The organism is Pseudomonas sp. P42, from assembly GCF_017973755.1.
In the GTDB taxonomy this organism is placed as follows: Bacteria; Pseudomonadota; Gammaproteobacteria; order Pseudomonadales; family Pseudomonadaceae; genus Aquipseudomonas; species Aquipseudomonas iridis.
In genome coordinates, this window is sequence record NZ_JACOPU010000007.1 from 44,665 (window position 1) to 68,509 (window position 23,845).

The following is a 23,845-nucleotide window of genomic DNA, read 5'->3' on the forward strand; positions in this document are numbered from 1 at the left end:
GGCAGGTCGCGGATTATAGCGAAGACTGCGTCTGGCGGACACCTCGCTGTCAGCTTCCTGAGTCTTTCGTGTCATGGGGGTTCTATGCCAAACTCAGCGCCTTTCGGGCTTGCCTAACAGGATTTATGCTCCCCTTGTCACCCAGTTTGCTGACTACCCTCGCCGCCGCCCTTCTATATGCCGCTGCGACTATTTATCAGAGCACTCGTCTGGCCACCGGCGCCAAGGCGAACAAGCGCCTGCTGGTTACGCTCGGCGTCCTCGCCGTGGTGGCTCACAGCGCCAGCCTGCTCACTCATTTGCTGACCCCGATCGGTCTGGGCCTGGATTTCTTCAGTGCCTCCAGTCTTATCGCGGCGGCAGTGATCGCCCTGACGCTGCTCGCCTGCTCGCGGATTCCGGTCGAGAACCTGCTGGTGTTGCTGTTCCCGCTGGGGGCTATCACCGTGTTGCTGGCGCAATTCGCGCCGACCGGCACGGTGCAGATCATCGATGAAGAGCCGGGTATCCTCGCGCACATTCTATTGTCGATCCTCGCCTACGGCATGTTCACCATCGCGGTGTTCCAGGCCTTGCTGCTGCTGGTGCAAGACCACCAGCTCAAGCACAAGCACCCGTCCGGGCTGATCAAGAACTTCCCGCCGCTGCAAACCATGGAAAGCCTGCTGTTCGGTTTCCTCTGGGCCGGCTGGACGCTGCTGTCGCTGTCGCTGATCTCTGGCTGGCTGTTCGTCGAGAACCTGTTCGCCCAGCACCTGGTGCACAAGACCCTGCTGGCTTGCCTGGCCTGGATCGTGTTCAGCGTGCTGTTGTGGGGCCGCAACCGTCTCGGATGGCGTGGCCACAAGGCGATTCGCTGGACCCTCGCCGGTTTCTGCCTGCTGATGTTGGCGTATTTCGGCAGCAAACTGGTTCGTGAATACATTCTGCACATCTGACGGGCGGCATAAATGGACGGTTTGCCCATAGGGCCGATGCTCGCGGTATTTGTCCTGCTGGTTTTATGGTCGGGGCTATTTACCGCCGTCGAAATCGCGCAGCAGCACCTGCTCGCACAACGCACCGCCTCACGCGCCAGCGATAAACCGCTGGCGAAGCTGAGCTTCCCGCTCGACAGCCTGATCCTCTGCAACACCCTGTGCCGTGCGCTCGCAGTGGTGATCGCCACACTGCTGGCGATTTTCCTCTGTGAAGAAAACGGCCCTTGGGCGGCGTGCCTGGGTGTCGGTGCGGTGTTGCTGGTGTTTGCCGATTACTTCCCGCGCACCATCGCCCGGCGTTATCCGGATGCCGTGCTGGCGTTTGGCAATTCGCTGCTGGCAGTGCCGCTGAAGATTATTTATCCGTTGGCGTGGCTGTTCAGCCGCATCAGCGCTTTGCTCCTGGCGCCGCTAGTGCGCAAAGCCCAGGTCGTGCAGCAAAGCGAAGACGATGAGCCAGTTGATCGTCACGCTGACCCGGAGCACCCGGTTCGCGCGCACCCGGTGTCGGGTATCCATGCGCTGGACAACATTACGGTCAACGACATTCTGGTGCCGCGCAGTGACGTCGACGGTATCAACCTCGACGACCCGATCGAAGAAATCATCGAACAACTGCGCAACACCAAGCGCACGCGCCTGCCGCTGTTCCACAGTGACATCAACCAGGTTGAAGCCGTGCTCAACACCCGGCAGATTCGTCACTTGCTGAACAATAACGACCTGACCCGCGAAGCACTGCTGGCCGCCAGTTACGAGCCGTACTTCGTGCCCGAAAGCACACCGTTGCAGCTGCAACTGCTCAACTTTCACAAGCAGCAGCGACGTCTGGGCATGGTGGTCGACGAGTACGGCGAAGTGCTCGGCATCGTCACGCTGGAAGACATTCTCGAAGAGATCGTCGGCGAATTCGAAAGCGAGCACAGCCTCGATAATCCGCACATTCACCCGCAAGCCGATGGCCGCATGATGATCGACGGCGCCGCCTCGATCCGTGAGTTGAACAAGTGCCTGGGCTGGCACTTGCCCAGCGATGGGCCGAAAACCCTCAATGGCCTGGTAACCGAGGCGCTTGAAACCATTCCGGAAAGCGCTGTTTGCCTGAAGATCGGCCGTTATCGGCTGGAGATTCTCGAGACCGAGGAGAACCGGGTGAGCAAGGTGCTGATCTGGCATACCTCTTCTGTACCTGCTCTGGTGCCTGCCAGATAGAAGATCAAAAGATCGCAGACTTCGACAGCTCCTACAGGGGAACGTATTCCGAATGTGGGAACTGCCAAAGACTGCGATCTTTTGCTCTTGTTCAATCGTTAGCCACCTTCCTATAATCGAGCCGGCTTACCCAAGCCCTGCCGAACCTCGTGCTTACCCCGCACAAAACAGGTCTCGACCGTTTGCGCTTCACTCCGACGACTGTTCCTACTCGAAACAGCGCTCGCGCCTCATCCCACATCCCTGGGTGCTCAACCATAATAATTCGCTCCACAGGAGCTCATGACTGTCAGGGATCACCGCATGACGACCAGTACCGCTTTCAGCGAAACCGCACCTGCCCAACCGACCAACTCCGCCACCCGCGTGGCGACGGCGAGTTTTATCGGCACCGCGATCGAGTTCTACGACTTCTATGTCTACGCCACGGCTGCCGCACTGGTGATCGGGCCGGTGTTCTTTCCGCAAACGTCCGGCACCGCGCAGATGCTTTCGGCGTTCCTCACCTTTGGCATTGCCTTCCTCGCTCGACCATTGGGTTCGGCGCTGTTCGGTCACTTCGGTGATCGCATCGGGCGCAAATCGACGCTGGTCGCCTCACTGCTGTTGATGGGCGTCTGCACCACGCTGATTGGCGTGCTGCCGGGTTACGCCAGCATCGGGGCCTGGGCGCCGATTTTGTTGTGTGTGCTGCGCTTTGGTCAGGGCCTGGGATTGGGCGGTGAATGGGGTGGCGCCGCGCTGCTGGCCACGGAAAACGCGCCGAAAGGCAAGCGAGCCTGGTTCGGCATGTTTCCGCAACTCGGCCCGTCGATTGGTTTTCTCGCCGCCAATGGTCTGTTCCTGACGCTGGCCATGACGCTGGATGACGAACAGTTCCGCAGCTGGGGCTGGCGCATTCCGTTTCTGCTCAGCGCGGTGCTGGTGATGGTCGGTCTGTACGTACGCCTGAAACTCCACGAAACGCCAGTGTTCGCCAATGCCATGGCGCGCCAGGAGCGGGTCAAGCTGCCGCTGGTCGAACTGTTCAGCCAATATTGGGCGCCGACCCTGTTGGGCGCGGCGGCGATGGTGGTGTGTTATGCGCTGTTCTATATCTCGACGGTGTTTTCCCTGAGCTACGGCGTGTCCACCCTGGGTTACAGCCGTGAGACGTTCCTGGGGCTGCTGTGTTTTGCCGTATTGTTCATGGCTGCAGCGACGCCACTGTCAGCCTGGGCCAGCGACCGTTATGGACGCAAACCGGTGCTGATCATCGGCGGTGTACTGGCGATTCTTTCGGGGTTTCTGATGGAGCCGCTGCTGACCCAGGGTTCGACCTGGGGCGTGGCGCTGTTTCTGTGCATCGAACTGTTCTTGATGGGCGTGACGTTCGCACCGATGGGCGCGTTGTTGCCGGAGCTGTTCCCGACCCACGTGCGCTATACCGGCGCGTCGGCGGCGTACAACCTCGGCGGCATCGTCGGAGCCTCGGCGGCGCCGTTCTTTGCGCAGAAACTGGTGGCGATGGGCGGTTTGAGTTATGTCGGCGGGTATGTTTCGGGAGCGGCGGTGATCAGCTTGATCGCGGTGCTGTGTCTGAAGGAAACGAGGCATAACGATCTGAATCAGATTGCCTGACAAAAGATCAAAAGCTTCGCGAGCAGGCTCGCTCCCACAGGGTCCGTGCAGTACACAAAATTTGTGAATACAGCCGAAACTGTGGGAGCGAGCCTGCTCGCGAATGCCGCGCCCCGGTCTTAGAGATCTACAACAACAGCCTGAGCAGCACGGGTCGCCTTGGCACGAGCAGCCTCGATCGACTCATCCCGCGCCAATGCCACGCCCATCCGGCGCTGACCATTCACTTCAGGCTTGCCGAACAGACGCAGCGCCGTATCCGGCTCGCTCAGCGCAGCCCCCAGGTTGGCGAATGCAGTCTGGGTCGACTGCCCTTCCACCAGAATCACCGCCGAAGCCGATGGGCCGAACTGACGGATCAGCGGCACCGGCAAGCCCAGAATCGCGCGGGCATGCAGGGCGAACTGCGACAGGTCCTGGGAAATCAGGGTGACCAGGCCAGTGTCATGGGGACGCGGCGACACTTCGCTGAACCACACCTGATCACCTTTGATGAACAGCTCGACACCAAACAGACCACGGCCACCCAGCGCCTCGGTTACCGCTTTGGCAACACGCTCGGATTCCGCCAGCGCAACCGGGCTCATGGCTTGTGGCTGCCAGGATTCCTGATAGTCACCCTTCTCCTGACGGTGACCGACCGGTGCGCAGAATGTTGTGCCACCGATGTGGCGCACGGTCAGCAAGGTGATTTCGTAGTCGAAATCAATGAAGCCTTCGATGATCACCCGACCTTTGCCGGCACGACCGCCCTCTTGGGCGTAGTCCCAGGCTTTCTGCACGTCATCGCTGCTGCGCAGCAGGCTCTGGCCTTTGCCCGACGAACTCATCACTGGTTTGACAACACATGGGAAACCCAGGTCTTCAACAGCTTTGCTGTAGTCCTCGAAGGTGTCGGCGAAGTGGTACGGCGAGGTCGGCAGGTCCAGCTCTTCGGCGGCCAGACGACGGATGCCTTCGCGGTTCATGGTCAATTGCGCAGCGCGAGCGGTCGGGATCACGGTGAAGCCTTCGGCTTCCAGTTCGACGAGGGTAGCGGTGGCGATGGCTTCGATTTCCGGCACGATGAAGTGCGGCTTCTCGGCTTCGATCACTGCACGCAGGGCGGCGCCGTCGAGCATGTTGATCACGTGGCTGCGATGCGCGACCTGCATGGCCGGCGCGTTGGCATAGCGGTCGACGGCAATCACCTCAACACCCAAACGTTGCAGTTCGATCACCACTTCCTTGCCCAACTCACCACAGCCACACAGCAATACGCGGGTCGCGGTTGGCGACAATGGAGTTCCGATACGGGTCATCTCAGGTCCTCAAAGAAGCGGATCATCGAGGAAAGCGTCGCCATGCGCGCTTTCCATGGGGAGAAAGCGCGGCATTTTACATGAACCCGAGGGTTTGGCTTCAGCTGGCGACGGCCTGTTTGCGATCGCGCCAGGCCATGATCAACCAGACGGCGGTGACGCCGGCAAACTTCGAGACCAGCGCGGTGATGATCACCGGCGGCGTCAGGGCGTCGATCATGCCGAAAAAGATGAACGTATCGAGGGGAATGCTCAGCGCCGAACTGATCCACAACCGGTCGCGCAATGGGCGCTTGGTGATGCTGAACACCAGCCAGTCGATGCACTCGGAGACCGCGAACGCCGTGGCGCTGGCCAGAGCGATGGACGGATCAGACGTGACGTAGGACAACACCAGTGCCGCCAGCATGGCAACGATCGCGCCATGGCCAAATCGGATTTGCACCATGTCACGCAGCACGAACACCAGACCGCCCCACGCCGACCAGATGATGTCCAGGTGTGGCGCGGTGGAGAAAGCGAAGTTGATGAGAACAACGCTGCTGATGTAGGCGATGAGGAAAATCATGGGGGCGACCTGTCAGATTGGCGCACAGGTTACTTTAGACACAGCAGAATCAAAAGATCGCAGCCTTCGGCAGCTCCTACAGGTTCAGTATTCATCCGCGCAATGGGCGGCGAACACGGCTAATGCAGGAGCTGCCGAAGGCTGCGATCTTTTGGTCTTGAATTATTGGCCCGGCGTCTGACCTATCATCCACACCAAGCCACTCGCCTTCGCCCGCTCATGACACAACCCCAACACCGCCCGCCGCTCATCGTTATTCATACGGCTCCAGCGCGTGATCTCCTCAACCGTACGCTGGCACCCGGTGCAAATATCAGCCTCATCCAGCGCACAAATATTCACGCACGGCGAGGCGACGGGTCTTTGCGGCGTCGTCATTCTTCCTGCTCAACCAGATCGCGGGCATAACGCTGAGAGTTGTGCACATAGTGGGCGGCGCTGGCTTCGAGCATTTTCTTCTGCGGCTCGGTCAGCTCACGCACGACTTTGCCCGGCGAACCCATGACCAGCGAGCCATCGGGAATTTCCTTGCCTTCACCAATCAGCGAATTGGCGCCGATGATGCAGTTTTTGCCTATCTTTGCGCCATTGAGAATCACCGCGTTGATGCCAATCAAGCTGTAATCGCCAACCGTACAGCCGTGCAACATGGCGTTATGGCCAATGGTCACACCGGTGCCGATGGTCAGGGGAAAGCCCATGTCGGTGTGCATCACCGTGCCATCTTGCACGTTGCTGTTCCTGCCGATCAGGATCAGTTCGTTGTCGCCACGCAGTACGGCGTTGAACCAGACGTTGGCGCCCTCTTCCAGCTTGACCTTGCCCACCAGCACAGCGTTGGGGGCGACCCAGCTCTGTGGATGGGTCTCGACACGGGCGTCGCCCAAGCGGTATTTCATCTTGTTTTCCTCAGGGCTCACGGGTAGCCATTCGAACGATGGCTTATGCTTTCAGGTGTGGATAAAACTTTTAGGCGGCTGATGCAGGCTGATTTTCGCGTCATAGAGCAGATTGATCAACTCGACGATCATGATCGCCGTCAGTCCCCAGATCTTGTACTCCCCGTATCGATAGCTCGGCACGTACCAACTGCGGCCCTGATAGTCGATGCGATGGGTGTGTTCGCGGGGATCTGTACGGAAAAATTCCAGGGGGACGCTGAACACGGCGGCAATTTCTGCGTCGTTGGGCTGGTATTCGACAAAATCGGGGATGACGCCGACATAGGGCGTGACTTTGATACCGTGCAGGGAGATCAGCGGACTGAGCGGACCAATCATTTCGACCAGTCCTGGCGGCAGACCGATTTCTTCTTCGGCTTCGCGTAAGGCTGTGAAGATCAGATCGGGGTCTTCCGGGTCGCGACGCCCACCGGGGAACGCAACTTCGCCGCCGTGGGTCGAGAGGCCGCTGGCCCGCAGGGTCAGCACCAGTTCCGGCTCGTCACTGCGGGTGATCGGCACCAGAACGGCGGCCTCCGGAAAACGTTTGTCGGTCTCCAGCGTGCGCGGTATGTGGTTGCTTACCCTATGCAGTAGCTCGTCCAGCATGAGTGTTCTCGATCTGTGCCTTACCCTGCATCATGCACCAATCATTGCAGCCGCCCAACCCCCCTCAAGAGACCATGTCGCGAAACGACAACTTGCCGACCGACACCGCTGCACGCCAAGATAGGCGCAGCCTTCAGGAACCCAAGCATGAAATTTTGCAGCCATTGCGGTAACCCGGTGACCCAGCGCATTCCCGAGGGCGACTCGCGACTGCGATTTGTCTGTGACAGCTGTCAGACCATTCACTATCAAAACCCCAATATCGTCGCCGGCTGTGTCGCGACCTGGGGCACTAAAGTGCTGCTCTGTCGCCGCGCCATCGAACCGCGCCTCGGTTACTGGACCCTGCCCGCCGGTTTCATGGAAAACGGCGAGACCATCGAGCAGGCCGCGATCCGCGAAACCGCCGAGGAAGCCTGCGCCCGGGTGCGCAACCTGAGCATCTATACCCTGATCGACGTGCCACACATCAGCCAGGTGCATGTGTTCTTCCGCGCCGAGCTGGCCGAGCCGGAGTTTTCTGCCGGCCCCGAGAGCCTGGAAGTACAGCTGTTTGACGAGGCCGACATTCCATGGGACGAGCTGGCTTTCCGCACGGTGGGGCGTACCTTAGAATGCTTCTTCGCGGATCGGCCTAATGAGGTGTATCCGGTTCGCTCGGAATCGATTCCGCCACTCGCTCAGCCTGCCATCACTTAATCTCGACGCCGACCGGCCGATACACAGGGCGCAGGCAAATTCTGCACAACATTCATCACTCATGTTTCTGCGTCACTCTTGGGGAATCGTTTCAATGCGCTGGTTGCTTGCCCTGTTCTGCCTGTCGTTCGCTATGGTCTCGCAAGCGTCATTCGTGACCACCGTGACGCCTTCAAATACCCCGATGATCGAAAAAGTCCTGGTGCTCAAATCGGCTCATCGACTGCAGTTGATTGCCGACGGCAAGCCGCTCAAGACCTACCGCATCTCCCTTGGCAAGGGCGCGAAAAAAGGGCCGAAACTGATCGAAGGCGACAAACGCACGCCAGAAGGTTTCTATTGGATCGACTGGCGCAAGACCAGCGAGAAATTCAACCTGTCGATGCACATTTCCTACCCGAACATCACCGATTCGGCCCGCGCCCGCCGTGAAGGCGTCGAGCCTGGCGGGATGATCATGATTCACGGCACGCCGGACACGGAAGAAAACCCCGAAGACCTGCTGCACACCCTCGACTGGACCGACGGCTGCATCGCCATGCGCAACGTCGATATGCGCGAAGTGTGGAGTCTGGTGCCGGACGGCACGATGATCGAAATCCGCCCTTAATCACCGACCGCCGGTCACCTGCAAAAAATAAATCAAAAGATCGCAACCTGCGGCAGCGCCTACAGAGGTGATACCACTTCACATGCAGGAGCTGCCGCAGGCGGCGATCTTTTGCTTTTTACAGTCCAGCCCTAATACCACTTCGAGCCCACTGACCTAAAACCCGCCATTTCATTGGGCTAATGGCCATTTCACCGCGTTGACATGGTATTCAAGTGGTATTAATTTCCGCCCCACAAGCGAGCCACAACAATCCAATACTCGCGCCGGAAATGACCGACATGAATGACCTCCACGTCCTACGCCCCGACGACTCCCAGCCGACGCCGCTGTACCTGCAACTGGCGCGCAACCTGGAAGCGGCGATTCATTCCGGTCAGTGGAAAGCCGAGCAGGCAATGCCTTCGGAGCGCAATCTCAGCGAGCAGCTCGGCATCTCCCGAGTCACCGCACGCAAGGCGCTGGAAGTGTTGTTCGACCAAGGCCTGATCCGGCGCTTGCAAGGTTCCGGCACGTTCATCACCCCACGCCTGGAACAACCTCTTTCACGCCTTTCCGGCTTCAGTGAAATGCTCCGCCTCAAGGGCTTCGTGCCCAGTTCGCAATGGCTGGAGCGAGAAATCACCCTGCCGACCCACGAAGAACTGATCCGCCTCAGCCTGTCGCCGAACGACAAGGTCGCGCGCATGAAACGCCTGCGCAAAGCCGACGACACCGTGATGGCCATCGAGATGAGCACCCTGCCCGCCTCGATCATGCCCAAGCCGCAAGCGGTGGGCGATTCGCTCTACGAATACCTCGACGGCATCGGCAAACCGATCGTCCGCGCGTTGCAGCACATTCAGGCGATCAACGCCTCGGACGAGTTCGCCGCCCTGGTCGGCATCGCCCCCGGCACCGCCATGCTGCTGATGACCCGGGTCGGCTATCTGGAAGACAACACGCCGATCGAAGTCACCGACACCTATTGCCGCAACGACTACTACGACTTTGTTGCAGAGCTGCGTCGTTAAGAGCAGCCATAAGCGAGAACCAAAATGTCCGAAGACAACATCCTCACCGCCAGCGGCTGGGTTCGCGGCCGGCTGATTCACGAACACGGCAAAGTCGTGTCGATCGAAGGCGAGCCCTGCGATCCGGCAGACAACGACCTGCCGTATCTGCTGCCAGGCTTCATCGACCTGCACGTTCATGGCGGCGGTGGCAAAGACATCATGGAAGGCGCCAGCGCTTTCGAAACCATCACCAAAACCCACGTGCGATTCGGCACCACCTCGCTGCTGGCCACCACCATGACCGCACCGAGCGCAGAGATTTCCAGCGTCTTGAAAGAGGTCGGCGAGTTCTGCGAGCAGCGGCCCAAAGGCAGCGCGCGAGTGCTCGGCGTGCACCTTGAAGGCCCGTATATCAATCCCGGCAAACTCGGCGCCCAACCGAACTTCGCCCACACCGCATTGATGGCCGAGGTCGAAGAATATCTGGCGCTGGCGCCCATTCGCGTGATCACCATCGCTCCGGAAATCGCCGGCCACGACGCTTTGATTCGTGAACTCAGCAGTCGCGGCATCCGCATGCAGATCGGCCACACCCTCGGCAGTTACGAGGAAGGCGTCGCCGCACTGGACGCCGGCGCGACCAGTTTCACCCATTTGTACAACGCCATGAGCCCGCTGCATCACCGCGAACCCGGGATCGTTGGCGCGGCACTGGCCCACGCAACATTCGCCGAGCTGATTCCGGATTTGCTGCACGTGCATCCCGGCGCCATCCGCGTCGCCCTGCGTTCGATCCCGTGCCTGTACTGCGTCACCGATTCGACCGCCGCCGCCGGCATGCCCGACGGTGAATACAAACTCGGCAGCCACACCGTGACCAAATGCCTGGGCGGCGTGCGCCTGCCTGACGGCACGCTGGCCGGCAGCACGCTGACCATGGATCAGGCCCTGCGCAATCTGGTGAAGATCGGTTTGCCGATTGCCGAGGCTTCGCAACGTCTTTCGCAATTCCCCGCCGACTACCTCGGCATCACTGAACGCGGGCGCCTTGAACCGGGCGCCTGGGCCGACTGCGTGCGGCTGGATCGCTCACTCACACTGACCGCCGTCATGGTCGAAGGAGAAGACATTGACTTCAAAAATGCTTGAGGAGGCGCTGTCCTCGTTCGAGGCCGTGCAAGCCCAACTGCAACAGCTCGACCCGCAACTGATCGAGATCGCCGGGCGCCTGCGCCGTCAGCCGCCGCAAGTGGCAATGACCGTTGCGCGTGGCAGCTCCGACCACGCGGCGAGCTACTTTGCCTACCTGACCATGCAGCAAATGGGCGTGCCCGTGGCGTCGTTGCCGATGTCGGTGGTGACCATGCAGCAGGCGCCGTTGAAGGTCAGCGGCCAGGTCGCTTTTGCCTTCTCGCAATCGGGTCAGAGCCCGGATCTGGTCAACAGCCTGCGACTGCTGCGCAAGCGTGGCGCGCTGAGCGTGTCGATGGTCAACGCCGCCGATTCGCCACTGGAAGCCGCGTGTGAATTCAGCGTGCCGCTGCTAGCCGGTACCGAAAGCAGCGTCGCCGCGACCAAGAGTTTTATCGCCACCCTCAGCGCCAGCGCCCGTTTGATCGCGCACTGGAAAGAAGACAGCGAACTGCTTGAGGCGCACAACGCCCTGCCCGAAGGCTTGCGTGCAGCAGCCCAGCAGGATTGGAGCGTGGCCATCGACGCCCTGCGCGATTGCGAACGCCTGATGGTCATCGGCCGTGGCGCCGGTTTTGCCATTGCCCAGGAAGCGGCATTGAAGTTCAAGGAAACCTCGGCGATCCAGGCCGAAGCGTTCAGCAGCGCCGAAGTGCGTCACGGCCCGATGGCGCTGATTGACGAGCACTACCCATTGCTGGTCTTCGCTCCACGCGGTGCCGAACAGGCCGGGCTGCTGAGCCTTGCGGCAGAAATGCGTCAACGCGGCGCCCGGGTGTTGCTGGCCGCGCCAGATGACGTGAGCGAACGCGACCTGACCCTGACCCGCGCCGAACACCCGGCCCTGGACCCGATTCTGGCCATCCAGAGTTTCTACGTGATGGCCGCAGGTTTAGCCGTGGCCCGAGGCATGGACCCGGATCAACCGCGCCACCTGAGCAAAGTGACGCGCACGCATTAATTGAAGAAAACCTGTAGGAGCTGCCGAAGGCTGCGATCTTTTGATTTTGATTCACAGAAAAACAAGATCAAAAGATCGCAGCCTTCGGCAGCTCCTACAGGGGCCAGCGAATTTCCTGATGAGACCGAGCCATGCACAACAACAATAAAGAGCTGACCCTCAGCGCCCCGCTCAGCGGCCCGGTGCTCACGCTCGCCAAAGTCCCGGACGCGGTGTTCGCCAGCGGTGCGATGGGCGATGGCATTGCTATTGATCCACTTAACGACACCCTGTATTCGCCATGCGCCGGGGTGATCATTCACGTCGCCCGCACCGGCCACGCCCTCACCGTGCGCGCCGACAATGGCGCGGAAATCCTTCTGCACCTGGGCCTCGACACCGTTGAACTGAACGGTGAAGGCTTCTCGATGCTGGTCAAGGAAGGCGTGCGGGTCAGCAACGGTCAGCCGCTGTTGCGCTACGACCTGGACAAAGTCGGCCAGCAGTGCAAAAGCCTGGTCAGCCTGTTGATCCTGACCAACAGCCAGGATTTTCAGGTGCGACCGATCACCCTGAAACCGGTGAAAGTCGGCGAGCCGTTGTTGCACATCGTGGCGCGCAACGCTTCGGCGGCGAATGCAGAAGAAATCGGCGGGCCTGAGGTTAACGGTCATGTGCTTGTCGCGCATCGAGGCGGTTTGCATGCGCGCCCCGCTGCGCTGATTCGTCAGACAGCGCAAGGTTTCAAAAGCCAGTCGCAGCTGCATTTCGCCGGCAAATCGGCGCCGTGCAACAGTCTGATCGGGTTGATGGCGCTGGCGATCGGCGAGCAGGATGAAGTGCATGTCAGCTGTCAGGGACCGGACGCCGAAGCCGCGCTGCAAGCGTTGCTCTGCGCATTGGCCACCGCACTGCCGGATGACCATCACGCCGCCGCACCTGTGCGCGTTGCATCCCCCAAGCGCCCGGCCGAGGCTGGCGTGTTGCAGGGTGTTTGCGCCGCACCGGGTTTGGTCGGTGGGCCATTGTTTCGTTTGAACACCATCAACTTGCCAGTGGATGCCGGCAATCATGATCTGCTGGAGCAGCAGCAGAAACTTGAGGCTGCGCTGATTCAGGTACGCAACGAAATCAACGGCACCCTCGCCCAGGCGAAGAAACAACGTAACGCCGACGAAGAAGCCATTTTCGCCGCGCATTTGGCATTGCTGGAAGACCCGGCCCTGCTCGACGCTGCACAGCAATCCATCGACCAAGGCAGCGCAGCAACGCACGCCTGGAGCCAGTCGATTGATGTCCAGTGCGAAGTCCTGCAACACACCGGCAGCGCGCTGCTGGCCGAGCGCGCCAACGATCTGCGCGACCTTAAGCAACGCGTGTTGCGCGCCCTGCTCGGCGAGGCCTGGCACTACGACGTACCGGCCGGTGCCATCGTCGCTGCCCATGAACTGACGCCGTCGGACCTGTTGCAACTCAGCGCGCAAGGCGTCGCCGGGTTGTGCATGGCCGAGGGCGGTGCGACTTCACACGTAGCGATTCTGGCGCGGGGCAAAGGTTTGCCGTGCATGGTTGCTTTGGGTTCGGCATTGCTTGATCAACCGCAAGGCCAAGCGGTGGTGCTCGACGCCGATAACGGTCGCCTCGAACTGAAGCCAAATGCCGAACGTCTGGCCGAAGTCGAACAAGCACAAATCGACCGCCAACAACGCCGCGACGTCCAACAAGCCAAGGCGCACCTGCCGGCGGAAACGCGCAATGACGTGGCCATCGAAGTTGTCGCCAATGTCGCCTCCAGCCATGAAGCGGCTGACGCCTTTGCCAACGGCGCCGATGGCGTCGGCCTGCTACGCACCGAATTCCTGTTCGTTGATCGCCAGACCGCGCCGGACGTCGAAGAGCAACGCACCGCCTATCAAGCCGTGCTCGATGCGATGGGCGACAAGTCGGTGATCATCCGCACCATCGACGTCGGCGGCGACAAGCAACTCGACTATCTGCCGCTGCCCGCCGAAGCCAACCCGGTGCTCGGCTTGCGCGGTATTCGCCTGGCCCAGGCCCGCCCGGAAATCCTCGATCAACAACTGCGTGCGCTGCTGCAAGTCAGCCCGTTGCAGCGTTGCCGGATCCTGTTGCCGATGGTCACCGAAGTCGACGAACTGCTGCACATTCGTCAGCGCGTCGATGCGTTGTGCAATGAGCTCGGTATCACTCAACGCCCGGAAATCGGCGTGATGATCGAAGTCCCCGCCGCCGCATTGCAAGCCGAACAACTGGCCGAACACGCGGACTTCCTGTCTATCGGCACCAACGATCTTTCCCAATACACCTTGGCCATGGATCGCGACCACGCCGGCCTCGCCGCACGGGTCGATGCCTTGCACCCGGCGCTGCTGCGCCTGATCGCCATGACCTGCGAAGGCGCGGCGGTGCACAAGCGCTGGGTCGGTGTGTGCGGTGCGTTGGCATCCGACCCACTGGCAACCCCGGTACTGATCGGCCTCGGCGTGACCGAATTGTCGGTGAGCCCGGTGCAGATCGGTGAAATCAAGGATCGCGTGCGTCAGTTGCACGAAGCCGAATGCCAACGCCTCGCCCGCGACCTGCTCAAGCTGAGCAGCGCCGCCGCGGTGCGTCACGCCTGCCACCAACACTGGCCTCTGCGCTAATAACAACAAGAAGGAGAACCGCCATGTATCAACTCTTCATCGAAGGTCTGCAACGCCTCGGGCGCGCGCTGATGCTGCCGATCGCGATCCTGCCCATCGCCGGCCTGCTGCTGCGTCTGGGTGACACCGATCTGCTGAACATCGCGATCATTCACGACGCCGGCCAGGTGATCTTCGCCAACCTGGCAATGATCTTCGCCATCGGCATCGCCGTCGGTTTCGCCAAGGACAACAACGGCACGGCAGGCCTGGCCGGGGTGATCGGTTATCTGGTGATGATCTCCACCCTTAAAGTGCTCGATGCGAGCATCAACATGGGCATGCTCGCCGGGATCGTCAGCGGCCTGATGGCCGGCGCACTGTACAACCGCTTCAAGGACATCAAGCTGCCGGAGTATCTGGCGTTCTTCGGTGGCCGGCGATTCGTGCCGATTGTCACCGGGTTCGCGGCCGTCGGCTTGGGCGTGGTGTTCGGCTACATCTGGCCGCCGATCCAGCATGGCATCAACAGCTTCGGCACCCTGATGATGGAAAGCGGCAGCATCGGCGCGTTCGTCTTCGGCGTGTTCAACCGCCTGCTGATCGTCACCGGCCTGCACCACATCCTCAACAACATGGCGTGGTTCGTCTTCGGCAACTTCACCGACCCAACCACCGGCGCACTGGTGACCGGTGACCTGTCGCGCTACTTCGCCGGCGATCCGAAGGGCGGCCAGTTCATGACCGGCATGTTCCCGATGATGATCCTCGGCCTGCCCGCCGCGTGCCTGGCGATGTACCGCAACGCCCTGCCGGAACGGCGCAAGGTGATGGGCGGGATTTTCCTGTCGATGGCCCTGACTTCATTCCTGACCGGGGTGACCGAGCCGATTGAATTCGCCTTCATGTTTCTGGCGCCGCTGCTGTATCTGCTGCATGCGCTGCTGACCGGGTTGTCGATGGCGATCACCAATGCGCTGAATATTCATTTGGGCTTTACCTTCTCTGGCGGCTTCATCGACATGATTCTCGGCTGGGGCAAATCCACCAACGGTTGGTTGGTGTTTCCTGTCGGCCTGGCTTATGCAGTCGTCTATTACGGAGTGTTTGATTTCTGCATCCGTCGATTCAACCTGAAGACACCGGGCCGAGAAGAGGTCGCTGTCAGTGAGAAAGCCGTACTGACTGAAAACGAGCGCGCCAGTGCCTACATCAAGGCATTGGGCGGCGCTGAAAACCTGCTGACGGTCGGCGCTTGCACCACGCGATTGCGACTGGAAATGGTTGATCGCAACAAGGCTTCAGATGCCGATCTGAAAGCGCTGGGTGCGATGGCGGTTGTGCGTCCGGGTAAAGGCGGGAGTTTGCAGGTGGTGGTCGGGCCGCTCGCCGACAGCATTGCCGATGAAATTCGTCTGGCGATGCCGGCGTCAGGCCGTGCTGTTATTGCCGAATCTGTTGCAATGGTCGAAGAGCCAAAAGCAGTGATGGTCGCGGGCGCCGAGGCACAGAAATGGCTGAATGCACTGGGCGGCGGCGACAATGTGCTGCAGCTGGATTGCATCGCCATGAGCCGGATTCGTCTGTTGCTGGCGGATGGCAAAGCGCTGTCCGAGGCTCAGTTGAAGGAATTGGGCTGCCAGGGTGTCAGCCAGTTGGAAGGTGGGGTCTGGCATTTGCTGGTGGGGGATAAGGCCGCGAGCTTGAGTGGAGCGCTTGAGGCTTTGGTCAGTCGCAGTGAGGTGAGTGCCAAGGTTTAGACGTCTGGTGTTTGGACTGGCCTCATCGCTGGCAAGCCAGCTCCCACAGGGGCATGTGTTTCAAACTGTGGGAGTCAGCCTGCCGGCGATGAACGAAGACGCGCTCGTCAGGCTTGCGGGTCGACTCGATCCAGCGCTCGGTTTACCACCAGCTCGGCGAGCATGACGATTTGCTGGATGCCTAACGCCGTGCTGCGCTGCGAACCGCTTAGCTCATTGGCGAAGTTGCTGGCCGCGGTGCTGGCGCTGGCCAACGATTCAACGGCGTGAGCGAGCAGGCTTTCGGTGTCGACCTGCGGGCAGATCATGAACATGGTGCTCGGTCGGCGAGGTTTTGCGGGTTCGGGGCACAGATAGAAGTCGAGGGCGCGCTTGATGGCTTCGCGGTTTCGGGCCTGCTCTTCGGCGCGGAGGGCTTCTTCGAGTGGGGTTTGGGTTTCGGGTGGGTCGGGGACGGGCTTGGTCATTGAAAAACTCCTTAATGATCGGAGCCATCCAATTGCCGTTTCTCACGCGGCGATATGGTGGCAGCTATGTGCGGGGTGAGAAACCGGGCAAGGAGCAGAACTTCCGGCCAGACCGAAGTCTGCCCGCACACAGCCGCCATAAATTTATTGCAGGCAGCAATAAGCTGACGGCGATTATGACGTACCGATGCTGGAATAACACTTCTTGCCCAGGTTCTCACACCCGATCACCGATTCGCGGTGACAACCAAAGACTAGAGACCTGACGTCCGACGGACAACCTGAAAACCTTGTGGGAAGGTTCTGGTTTTTCCACACGCACTTAAACCCTCCATCTTCTGCCTCGTTGCACCCGTCAGCGTCTGGACCACTCCTGTTAGCTTCAGGAATTGTCTGATTTTTTTTAACATGCCCGACGCTTAGGCTCGCGGCATGAAATCAACTCCTCAAGCTGCCCGAAAACTTCTTCATTTATTTGCCTCTGGCCTGATCATCGCGGTCTTTGCGGGTTCGGTTATCTACTTGCGGGCCGTTTTCAACCAAGAGGTATCGCTGCGTCGCAGTTTCATGAACGAAGCGGTGTTCAGTGCTCAAGATTTTTTCGTCAGCCGTCAGACCTTGCTCAGAAGTCTGGTGTTGGCCGCAGTGCCTGAAAAATCAGAAAACGAACCTTTTGTCACTGTTGATCCCGAAGAAGAGGTGAACATCAGTTTGGGCAGCGAGGCAGGTCGCTGGAGCATTTGGCTGACCCAACGGATGAAGGAGTATCTGCGCGAGAGCAAAGTTAATCTGCTGTATGTGCCGCAAACTGAAAACCCTGAGGTAGTCCGCGTGTTTGACACCTCAAGCCATCTAGAGCCTTTGCCAAAGACCGTGTTGCAGCAATTGATGGATGAGGGCGGCAAGTCATACGCCTTTGGCGATGACCTGTGGCTGACAGACAGCAGCAACCTGGACTCGCCCTTCTATCTGTTTACCCGGCTGGATAACCGCAACATGGATTCAGGCTGGTTGGGGATTGAGGTCGAAGTCACCGATCTGGTAGCCGCCTTGCGCAGTGAAAGTGCCGGCGATTTCATGCTGCTGGATGGTCAAGGGCACATCATTTTCACCAATGCGTCGCCCTCCACGCGGGTGGATTCATTGCATGCGCTGGAGCCCAAAACCTCCTTCGGATTTATCGGGCATTGGTGGTTTCCTGACAGTTTGGCGATCAGGAAAAAGCTCGGTTATTCAGGCTGGCAAATTGTCTACGCTGTGGATATCCACTCTTTGCTGCCTGTTCTGGCTGGGCCTTTGCTGGGCTGTTTGCTGTTATGCATCGCCGCATGCATTGGCTTGCGCCTTCTCATTTTGCGCATCGACCGACGGCTGATTACCCCGGGTGAAAATCGCATCCAGGCATTGATTGAAAGTGAGGCGTTCAATCGCGCCGTGTTGCAGGTAGCACCGATCGCCTTGTGCGTGATTCGCCGCACCGATGGCACCGTGGTCCTGGAAAACTCGCTATCGCAACAATGGCTGGGCAAAGGCACTGAACGCAGCAAACTGTGCCATGGCTGGATTTATCGTGCATTCGATCAGCCCGACGGGCGCACCAGTGATGAAGTCGAAATGGATGACGGGCGCCTGCTCTATCTGGCGTTCGCGCCGACCCGTTACAGCGGTCAAGACGTGCTGATTTGCGCGTTCAGTGACATTTCTGCACGTAAACAGATTGAAGTAACGCTGGAACGCGCCCGTGAACTGGCGGACCGGGCCAATGAGGCCAAGACGCTGTTTCTGGCAACCATGAGCCATGAAATCCGGACACCGCTTTATGGTGTTTTAGGCACGCTGGAGCTGTTGGCGCGCACCCAACTCAACGATCAGCAAAACAACTATTTAAAGGCGATCGAGCGTTCTTCCGGCAACTTGCTGCAGTTGATTTGCGACGTGCTGGATGTGTCGCGTATTGAGGCCGGTCAGTTGCAACTGGAACTCAACACGTTCAGCCCCATGGAGCTGATAGAAGAAGTGATTCAGGGTTATAGCGGCGCGGCACAAGCCAAAGGTTTGCAATTATTTGCGTTGATTGATTCAAAAGTGCCTGAGTGGCTGAGCGGGGATGTCGCGCGAATCCGTCAGATCCTCAATAACCTGCTCAACAATGCTCTGAAATTCACTGACAACGGAAAAATTGTCCTGCGGCTAAAACTCGATAGCCGTGACGATGAGCGCGTGATGTTGCACTGGCAGGTTTCGGACACAGGAAAAGGCATCGCCCTTGAGGAACAGGCTCGATTGTTCGAGCCTTTTTATCAAGTGGAGTCGGCCAAGAATGTTGTCGCGGGAACCGGCCTGGGCCTATCCATCTGTAAGCGTCTTATGCACTTGATGAACGGCAGTATGCGACTGGTCAGTGAGCCTGGATTGGGCAGTAGCTTCACCCTTCATTTGCCTTTGGAACAGGTTCGAGATTCGGGGCACATAAGCCCTGTGGGCGAGTTGGCACCTAATGTGGTGTACGTCGTGTCTCAACTGCGCGAGCTGGCCGAGTGTTATTGCGGTTGGTTGCGTCGCTGGGGCGCGCGCGCTCAATTGGGAGCCCCCAAGTCTGGAGACGCGCTGGAAGGCGCGGTGTTGCTGGAACTGCATCCAGGTGCGGTCACGCAACTCCTGGAGCCCGGATGGACAGGTTCGGTCGTCGTCGCCGCCAGCGACCTCTCATTACCTCCCACTCCAGTCAGTACGTGCTGGTATGCGGACCTCAATAGTTTGCAGGACGTGTACCGAGCCCTGTCCCGGGCACAAGGCACGAGAACCCATACGCTGCTTGACGCTGACGCCGCAATGCACGAGCTCAAACTTGATTTGAGAATTCTGGTTGCCGAAGACAACGTCATTAATCAGCTCATTTTGCGTGATCAACTTGAAGAACTCGGCTGCTCGGTCACCTTGGCCAGTGATGGCCTGGAGGCCTTGGGGCTTTGGCAGGATGCCAAGTTCGACCTGGTGCTGACTGACGTCAACATGCCAAGAATGAATGGCTACGAATTGGCGGCCCAACTGCGCGAGATGAATGTCACGCAACCCATTATCGGTGCTACGGCCAACGCCATGCGCGATGAGGGCGAACGCTGCCTGAGCGCGGGGATGAATCACTGTTTGATCAAGCCTTTTACGCTGCACACCTTGTACAACTGTCTTCAGCACTTCTAAAGGAGGGTCCAGTGAAATCCTATCGAGTCTTGGTCGTTGAGGATCATCCTTTTCAGCATGAGTATTTACTGAATGTTTTCAGTGAAGTCGGCGGCTTTAAAGTTGACACCGTATGGAGTGGTGACGAGGCACTGGAGTGTCTCACGCGCCGCGAATATGACCTGCTACTGACTGACCTGCTGATGCCCGTTATGGATGGGGTACAACTGATCCAGAAAATTGCCGCCCTGAAAAAACGACCGGCGCTGGCACTGATGAGTGCATCGTCACGTCGAATGTTGATCAGCGCAGGGCTGGTGGCGAAAAATCTGGGCATGTCCGTTGTCGGGTTGATATCCAAGCCGGTCGAGTTCAATGCTGTCATGCGTCTAAAAGAGCGAATGGCCATTTTCCGTACGCGCGGTGTGACCGATCCCGCGCTGGCCATCGAACTGGACCCGCTGAGTACCCTGCAGGCGATAGAGAATGGCCAGATTCAGGCTTGGTTCCAGCCCAAGAAATCTCTGCACAACGGCAATATCCTCAGTGCAGAGGCGCTGGTTCGCTGGTTGCATCCTGAACTCGGTGTATTGCTGCCCAAAGACTTTCTGCCGCTCTTGATCAACCAGGGGTTAGAGGAGCGCCTGCTATGGCAGATGCTGGAGCAAACCCTGCGGGCGCAAAGGCAATGGCGCGATCAAGGTTGGGATATCCCTGTTTCCATCAACTTGCCGACACACTTGCTGGATAACCACGAGTTGGCCGATCGTTTGCGTGATTACGTGGTAGCCGATGGCGGGGACCCGCGAAGCATCGTGTTCGAGCTGATGGAAAGCTCAGTCACGGAGGAACTCAGCAATTACTACGCGGGCGCTTGTCGCCTGCGCATGATGGGTTTTGGTTTGGCTCAGGATGACTTCGGCAGAGGGTTCAGCTCTTACTTCAATCTGGTATCCACCCCCTTCAGTGAACTCAAGATTGACCGTTCACTGGTCCATGGCTGCGTCGAAAATGAAAACCTCGCGTCAGCCTTGCGCAGCTTGGTTGAGTTGAGTCGAAAACTGGGCCTGACGGTGGTTGCCGAAGGGGTCGAAACCCAGGCAGAGCTCGCTTTCCTGCGCAGCATTGGCTGTGATCAGGCGCAAGGGTTTCTGATTTGTGGAGCGGTATCACCGGCTGATTTTGGAACTCTTCTGTTTGAAGATAGCTCAAAGCCATCATGGAGCTGATTCGGCGCGAAGGATGATGGGCTGGCCGCTCGTCCAACCCGCTGACTCATTAAAAAACGCATCAGTGGTTAGAAGAAGGATGGGCAGCAGCCTTCTGCTGTCCTGCAGAAGGAAAGTCATGGCGGGCTTGCACCGTCGTCTGCCTACGAACTCTTGATTTGTGAAGTATTCTTCTGTTCATGCCCTGTTCAGTGTGCTCCCGATTGACTGGCGAACACTGGCCAAACCTTGAATTCACTCAGCGATACACAGGGTCTGTTGATGTTTTATTGCGAGCCGCATCGCGGAGGCAAATTTTACCAGGCAAGACTCAGTGCAGCGGTACTGGGGAGGTTCACCTTTCTGTGAGCCTTGCAACGTAGCCTGGCTGGATTTGACACCCGATTCGAAGGGACGAAAAACCCTCGCACGTAAAGCGATGCTTCCCACGCCTGGTTCTGCACGGCGTGGTCATTCGTCGCGCTCGCAATGAATATCCACAGACTCCAGCAGTGCGTCATTAATTTGGAGCCAGGCAATGCGCGTAATCAAGACAGTAATTGCCGACGATCACCCGGTGGTTTTAGTAGGTCTTCGGGAAATGATTCAACGCGATGAACGCTTCACTCTCGTAGACGAAGCCGTCAATTCATCGCAACTGGTTGAGTTGTTGGCCTTGAATCAACCTGATCTGGTCATCACCGATTTCAATATGCCAGGTGACGATACCTACGGTGATGGCCTGAAGCTGATCGCCTACATCATCGAGCATTTTCCAGAGGTGACCATCCTGGTGCTGTCGATGGTTAGCAATCCGTTGATTATTTCGCGTTTGCTGGAAATGGGCGTGGCAGGAGTGATTGCCAAGAACCATATCCACGAAGAAATCGGTAAAGCGCTGAATGCATTGGCCAATGATCGGCCTTATGTCGCGCCGACGGTTCAGAAAACGTCCGTACTTTCCAATCCTAGAGTGATTGACGAGCGCTTCTCCAACCTTTCGCCTCGTGAGGTTGAGGTGTTACGGCTGTTTGTCGCCGGCAGCAGCGTGAGCGAGATTGCCCGCCTACTCAATCGAAGCGTTAAAACCGTCAGCACCCAGAAAGTTTCTGCCATGCAAAAGCTGGAAGTGCTCACTGACCATGCACTGCTTACTTACTGCATCAAGGCTGATCCCTTCGAATCATAAAAATCTGTCGCGCAAGTTCACAGCTATCTGCTTTTCAGGACTGGAGTCATATACGTCATGCCCCAAATGAGAGTCTTACTGGCCGACGATCACCCGATTGTGTTGATGGGCGTACGCGAAATCATTGAACGTGATCCGCGCTTCAAGGTCGTGGGAGAAGCGATGAATTCGTCTGAATTGATCAGTAAGGTTTTGCAACTGCGTCCTGACGTCATCATTACGGATTACAACATGCCGGGAGATGAGCAATATGGCGACGGCACCCGCCTGGTGGAGTACTTGCGGCGGCATTTTCCTGAGCCTCGGGTATTGATCCTGACAATTATCTCCAACCCGAAGATTCTGAACTGGTTATATGAGTTAGGGATTAGCGGGGTGATTTCCAAGAATGCCGGGCTGGAGCAAATCCTGGTGGCTCTGGATGCGTTCTATCGTGAGGGGCACTACCAGCACGACCCGCTAGATGGAGCATTGAATGCTGACGCGGACGGTATTGCGCAAAGGTTAAGCCAGCTCACGGTAAAGGAGTTTGAAGTCCTGCGCCTGTTTGCCTCCGGGATGAGCGTGAGTGACGTGGCGCAGAGTCTCAATCGCAGTATCAAAACCATCAGCACCCTGAAAATTTCAGGCATGCGCGAGTTGGATGTCGACAGTGATCAAGCCCTTTTGATTCTGTGCATCAAGGCTAATCTGTTCGCCTGACTGGCTTGATCAGAGGTAGATCATTTCCATCAACAGCATTGAGCTGTAATTTCCGATCTCGGGCAATTCCTGCCCGGTTTTTATCGGTCTGACCGATAGTTTGAGTTTGAGCAGCGTGTCTTCGACAGGGAAGACAAGCTGTTCGCCGAGCTTCAAATCAACGACTTTTTCGGTCGTCGTCAGGTCGCTCAGGCGGGTTTTCAATCCTAGCTTATCGAGTGAAGTACGCAGTGTGCTGCTGTCGAACGAGCCACTACCGGCACTAAAGCGCAGTTGCACCAGACTGCCTTTGACACACTTGAAATCCAGGGTCACATCGGTCCACTCGCTGGTGTCGGAGCGCAGTGAATTAAGATTGACCTTGGGGATGTCAATACTTTGCGATGCCGGGAAGTCAGCCGAGCAAGGCGGTTTTATCAGCGTTCCGGTGATATCCAGTGAAGAGGCATCGGCTGCGCAGCTTGCGGTGCTAACACCCAGTACAAGTGCAGCCAATAGTGCTGACCATAGGCTTGTTCTGGCGATCATGCTCATGTCACAAGTAATCGATATTGATAACGGCGGAGGCCGAGAAAGCGCCTTCGGACAATGTGCCTTGAGCAATCAGTTTTGCCTTCATGCTCAGGTCAACCGCACCATTGAGGTTGGTCACGTTTCTCTTGGTCCCCTTTATGTTGATGACTGAATTGTCACTCTTCCAGAACAGTGAATAGCCCAGGTTGGTTCTGCCTGCGGAGGCCACCGTGTCGGTCAGCGCAGAGGATGCCGTCACACTGATGTTCAACGCCGAGTTGGGCGGGCAGGTCATGGTCATCGGCACATCAATTTGCGCAGCTGTGTCCACCTGGTCATAACGCAAGGTGCCGAAGTTTGCGGTCAGGGTTTTGCTGCTGGTCATGGTGCAAGGGGGGCGTGTCAGCGTGCCGCTGACGTTAATGGTCACAGTGTCAGTCACCGCGTTGGCCGATGTGCAGGCCAGGCCAGCAAAGAGCGCTGCGGCCAACAATAAATGTAATCTCATGGACGAG

General features: G+C 58.4%; 22 protein-coding genes. 14 read left to right on the forward strand and 8 right to left on the reverse strand.

The annotated features are described in order from the left end of the window. Window positions 1–125: 125 nt before the first annotated feature. The 3 genes from H8B20_RS22365 to H8B20_RS22375 all read left to right on the forward strand — a co-directional run bounded on the left by H8B20_RS22365 (window position 126) and on the right by H8B20_RS22375 (window position 3,812). Complete coding sequence (locus tag H8B20_RS22365) at window positions 126–938, forward strand: cytochrome C assembly family protein (protein WP_042557821.1); 813 nt, start codon at window positions 126–128, stop codon at window positions 936–938. Window positions 939–950: 12 nt separating this feature from the next. After that, entirely contained in the window at window positions 951–2,192 is a 1,242-nt protein-coding gene (locus H8B20_RS22370) for a transporter associated domain-containing protein (RefSeq protein ID WP_200617098.1), read from the forward strand. Window positions 2,193–2,495: 303 nt separating this feature from the next. After that, window positions 2,496–3,812 carry an MFS transporter gene (locus H8B20_RS22375; protein ID WP_210624663.1) on the forward strand — a complete coding sequence of 439 codons (1,317 nt, stop codon included), beginning with the start codon at window positions 2,496–2,498 and terminating at the stop codon, window positions 3,810–3,812. Window positions 3,813–3,931: 119 nt separating this feature from the next. Here the strand turns inward: H8B20_RS22375 and purT are convergent, their stop codons facing one another. The 5 genes from purT to H8B20_RS22400 all read right to left on the reverse strand — a co-directional run bounded on the left by purT (window position 3,932) and on the right by H8B20_RS22400 (window position 7,231). Then, window positions 3,932–5,113, reverse strand: a complete 1,182-nt coding sequence (gene purT / locus H8B20_RS22380; RefSeq protein ID WP_042557818.1) for a formate-dependent phosphoribosylglycinamide formyltransferase — start codon at window positions 5,111–5,113, stop codon at window positions 3,932–3,934. Window positions 5,114–5,213: 100 nt separating this feature from the next. Continuing rightward, a complete protein-coding gene (locus H8B20_RS22385; protein WP_042557817.1) occupies window positions 5,214–5,681 on the reverse strand; it encodes a preQ0 transporter in 468 nt (155 codons plus the stop codon). A gap of 162 nt (window positions 5,682–5,843) precedes the next feature. After that, complete coding sequence (locus tag H8B20_RS22390; RefSeq protein WP_210624664.1) at window positions 5,844–6,059, reverse strand: DUF1289 domain-containing protein; 216 nt, start codon at window positions 6,057–6,059, stop codon at window positions 5,844–5,846. Then, a complete protein-coding gene (locus H8B20_RS22395) occupies window positions 6,056–6,580 on the reverse strand; it encodes a gamma carbonic anhydrase family protein (RefSeq protein WP_210624665.1) in 525 nt (174 codons plus the stop codon). The genes H8B20_RS22390 and H8B20_RS22395 overlap by 4 nt, the downstream gene beginning before the upstream one ends. A gap of 51 nt (window positions 6,581–6,631) precedes the next feature. Further along, entirely contained in the window at window positions 6,632–7,231 is a 600-nt protein-coding gene (locus H8B20_RS22400; protein ID WP_210624666.1) for a CoA pyrophosphatase, read from the reverse strand. Between the two features lie 147 nt (window positions 7,232–7,378). Between H8B20_RS22400 and H8B20_RS22405 the strand changes: the two genes are divergently transcribed. The 7 genes from H8B20_RS22405 to nagE all read left to right on the forward strand — a co-directional run bounded on the left by H8B20_RS22405 (window position 7,379) and on the right by nagE (window position 16,071). Beyond that, window positions 7,379–7,930 carry an NUDIX hydrolase gene (locus H8B20_RS22405; protein WP_210624667.1) on the forward strand — a complete coding sequence of 184 codons (552 nt, stop codon included), beginning with the start codon at window positions 7,379–7,381 and terminating at the stop codon, window positions 7,928–7,930. Window positions 7,931–8,024: 94 nt separating this feature from the next. Further along, complete coding sequence (locus H8B20_RS22410; protein WP_210624668.1) at window positions 8,025–8,540, forward strand: L,D-transpeptidase family protein; 516 nt, start codon at window positions 8,025–8,027, stop codon at window positions 8,538–8,540. A gap of 281 nt (window positions 8,541–8,821) precedes the next feature. After that, the gene (locus tag H8B20_RS22415; RefSeq protein ID WP_042557811.1) at window positions 8,822–9,553 is read left to right on the forward strand and encodes a GntR family transcriptional regulator; all 732 of its coding nucleotides are present in this window, start codon (window positions 8,822–8,824) and stop codon (window positions 9,551–9,553) included. A 24-nt stretch (window positions 9,554–9,577) separates the two neighbouring features. Further along, window positions 9,578–10,684: an N-acetylglucosamine-6-phosphate deacetylase gene (gene nagA / locus H8B20_RS22420; RefSeq protein WP_042557810.1), complete on the forward strand. Its 1,107-nt coding sequence runs from the start codon at window positions 9,578–9,580 to the stop codon at window positions 10,682–10,684. Then, entirely contained in the window at window positions 10,665–11,687 is a 1,023-nt protein-coding gene (locus tag H8B20_RS22425; RefSeq protein ID WP_210624669.1) for an SIS domain-containing protein, read from the forward strand. The genes nagA and H8B20_RS22425 overlap by 20 nt, the downstream gene beginning before the upstream one ends. Window positions 11,688–11,818: 131 nt before the next feature. Further along, on the forward strand, window positions 11,819–14,332 hold the full coding sequence (gene ptsP, locus H8B20_RS22430; protein ID WP_210624670.1) for a phosphoenolpyruvate--protein phosphotransferase: 2,514 nt from the start codon (window positions 11,819–11,821) through the stop codon (window positions 14,330–14,332). A gap of 23 nt (window positions 14,333–14,355) precedes the next feature. Then, complete coding sequence (gene nagE, locus H8B20_RS22435) at window positions 14,356–16,071, forward strand: N-acetylglucosamine-specific PTS transporter subunit IIBC (protein ID WP_210624671.1); 1,716 nt, start codon at window positions 14,356–14,358, stop codon at window positions 16,069–16,071. Window positions 16,072–16,178: 107 nt separating this feature from the next. Here the strand turns inward: nagE and H8B20_RS22440 are convergent, their stop codons facing one another. Next, a complete protein-coding gene (locus H8B20_RS22440; protein WP_210624672.1) occupies window positions 16,179–16,538 on the reverse strand; it encodes a DUF6124 family protein in 360 nt (119 codons plus the stop codon). A gap of 432 nt (window positions 16,539–16,970) precedes the next feature. Between H8B20_RS22440 and H8B20_RS22445 the strand changes: the two genes are divergently transcribed. The 4 genes from H8B20_RS22445 (at window position 16,971) to H8B20_RS22460 (ending at window position 22,817) form a co-directional block, all read left to right on the forward strand. Then, entirely contained in the window at window positions 16,971–19,739 is a 2,769-nt protein-coding gene (locus H8B20_RS22445; protein ID WP_210624673.1) for an ATP-binding protein, read from the forward strand. An 11-nt stretch (window positions 19,740–19,750) separates the two neighbouring features. Next, window positions 19,751–20,947, forward strand: coding sequence for a response regulator cyclic di-GMP phosphodiesterase PvrR (gene pvrR / locus H8B20_RS22450; RefSeq protein ID WP_210624674.1), 1,197 nt, complete (start codon window positions 19,751–19,753; stop codon window positions 20,945–20,947). Between the two features lie 517 nt (window positions 20,948–21,464). Then, complete coding sequence (locus tag H8B20_RS22455) at window positions 21,465–22,115, forward strand: response regulator (RefSeq protein WP_210624675.1); 651 nt, start codon at window positions 21,465–21,467, stop codon at window positions 22,113–22,115. Window positions 22,116–22,172: 57 nt separating this feature from the next. Then, entirely contained in the window at window positions 22,173–22,817 is a 645-nt protein-coding gene (locus H8B20_RS22460; RefSeq protein ID WP_210624676.1) for a response regulator, read from the forward strand. A 9-nt stretch (window positions 22,818–22,826) separates the two neighbouring features. Here the strand turns inward: H8B20_RS22460 and H8B20_RS22465 are convergent, their stop codons facing one another. Together H8B20_RS22465 and H8B20_RS22470 are read right to left on the reverse strand one after the other, a co-directional pair. After that, entirely contained in the window at window positions 22,827–23,351 is a 525-nt protein-coding gene (locus H8B20_RS22465) for a fimbrial protein (protein ID WP_210624677.1), read from the reverse strand. 1 nt (window position 23,352) lies between these two features. Further along, entirely contained in the window at window positions 23,353–23,838 is a 486-nt protein-coding gene (locus H8B20_RS22470; protein ID WP_210624678.1) for a fimbrial protein, read from the reverse strand. Between the last annotated feature and the right edge of the window lie 7 nt (window positions 23,839–23,845).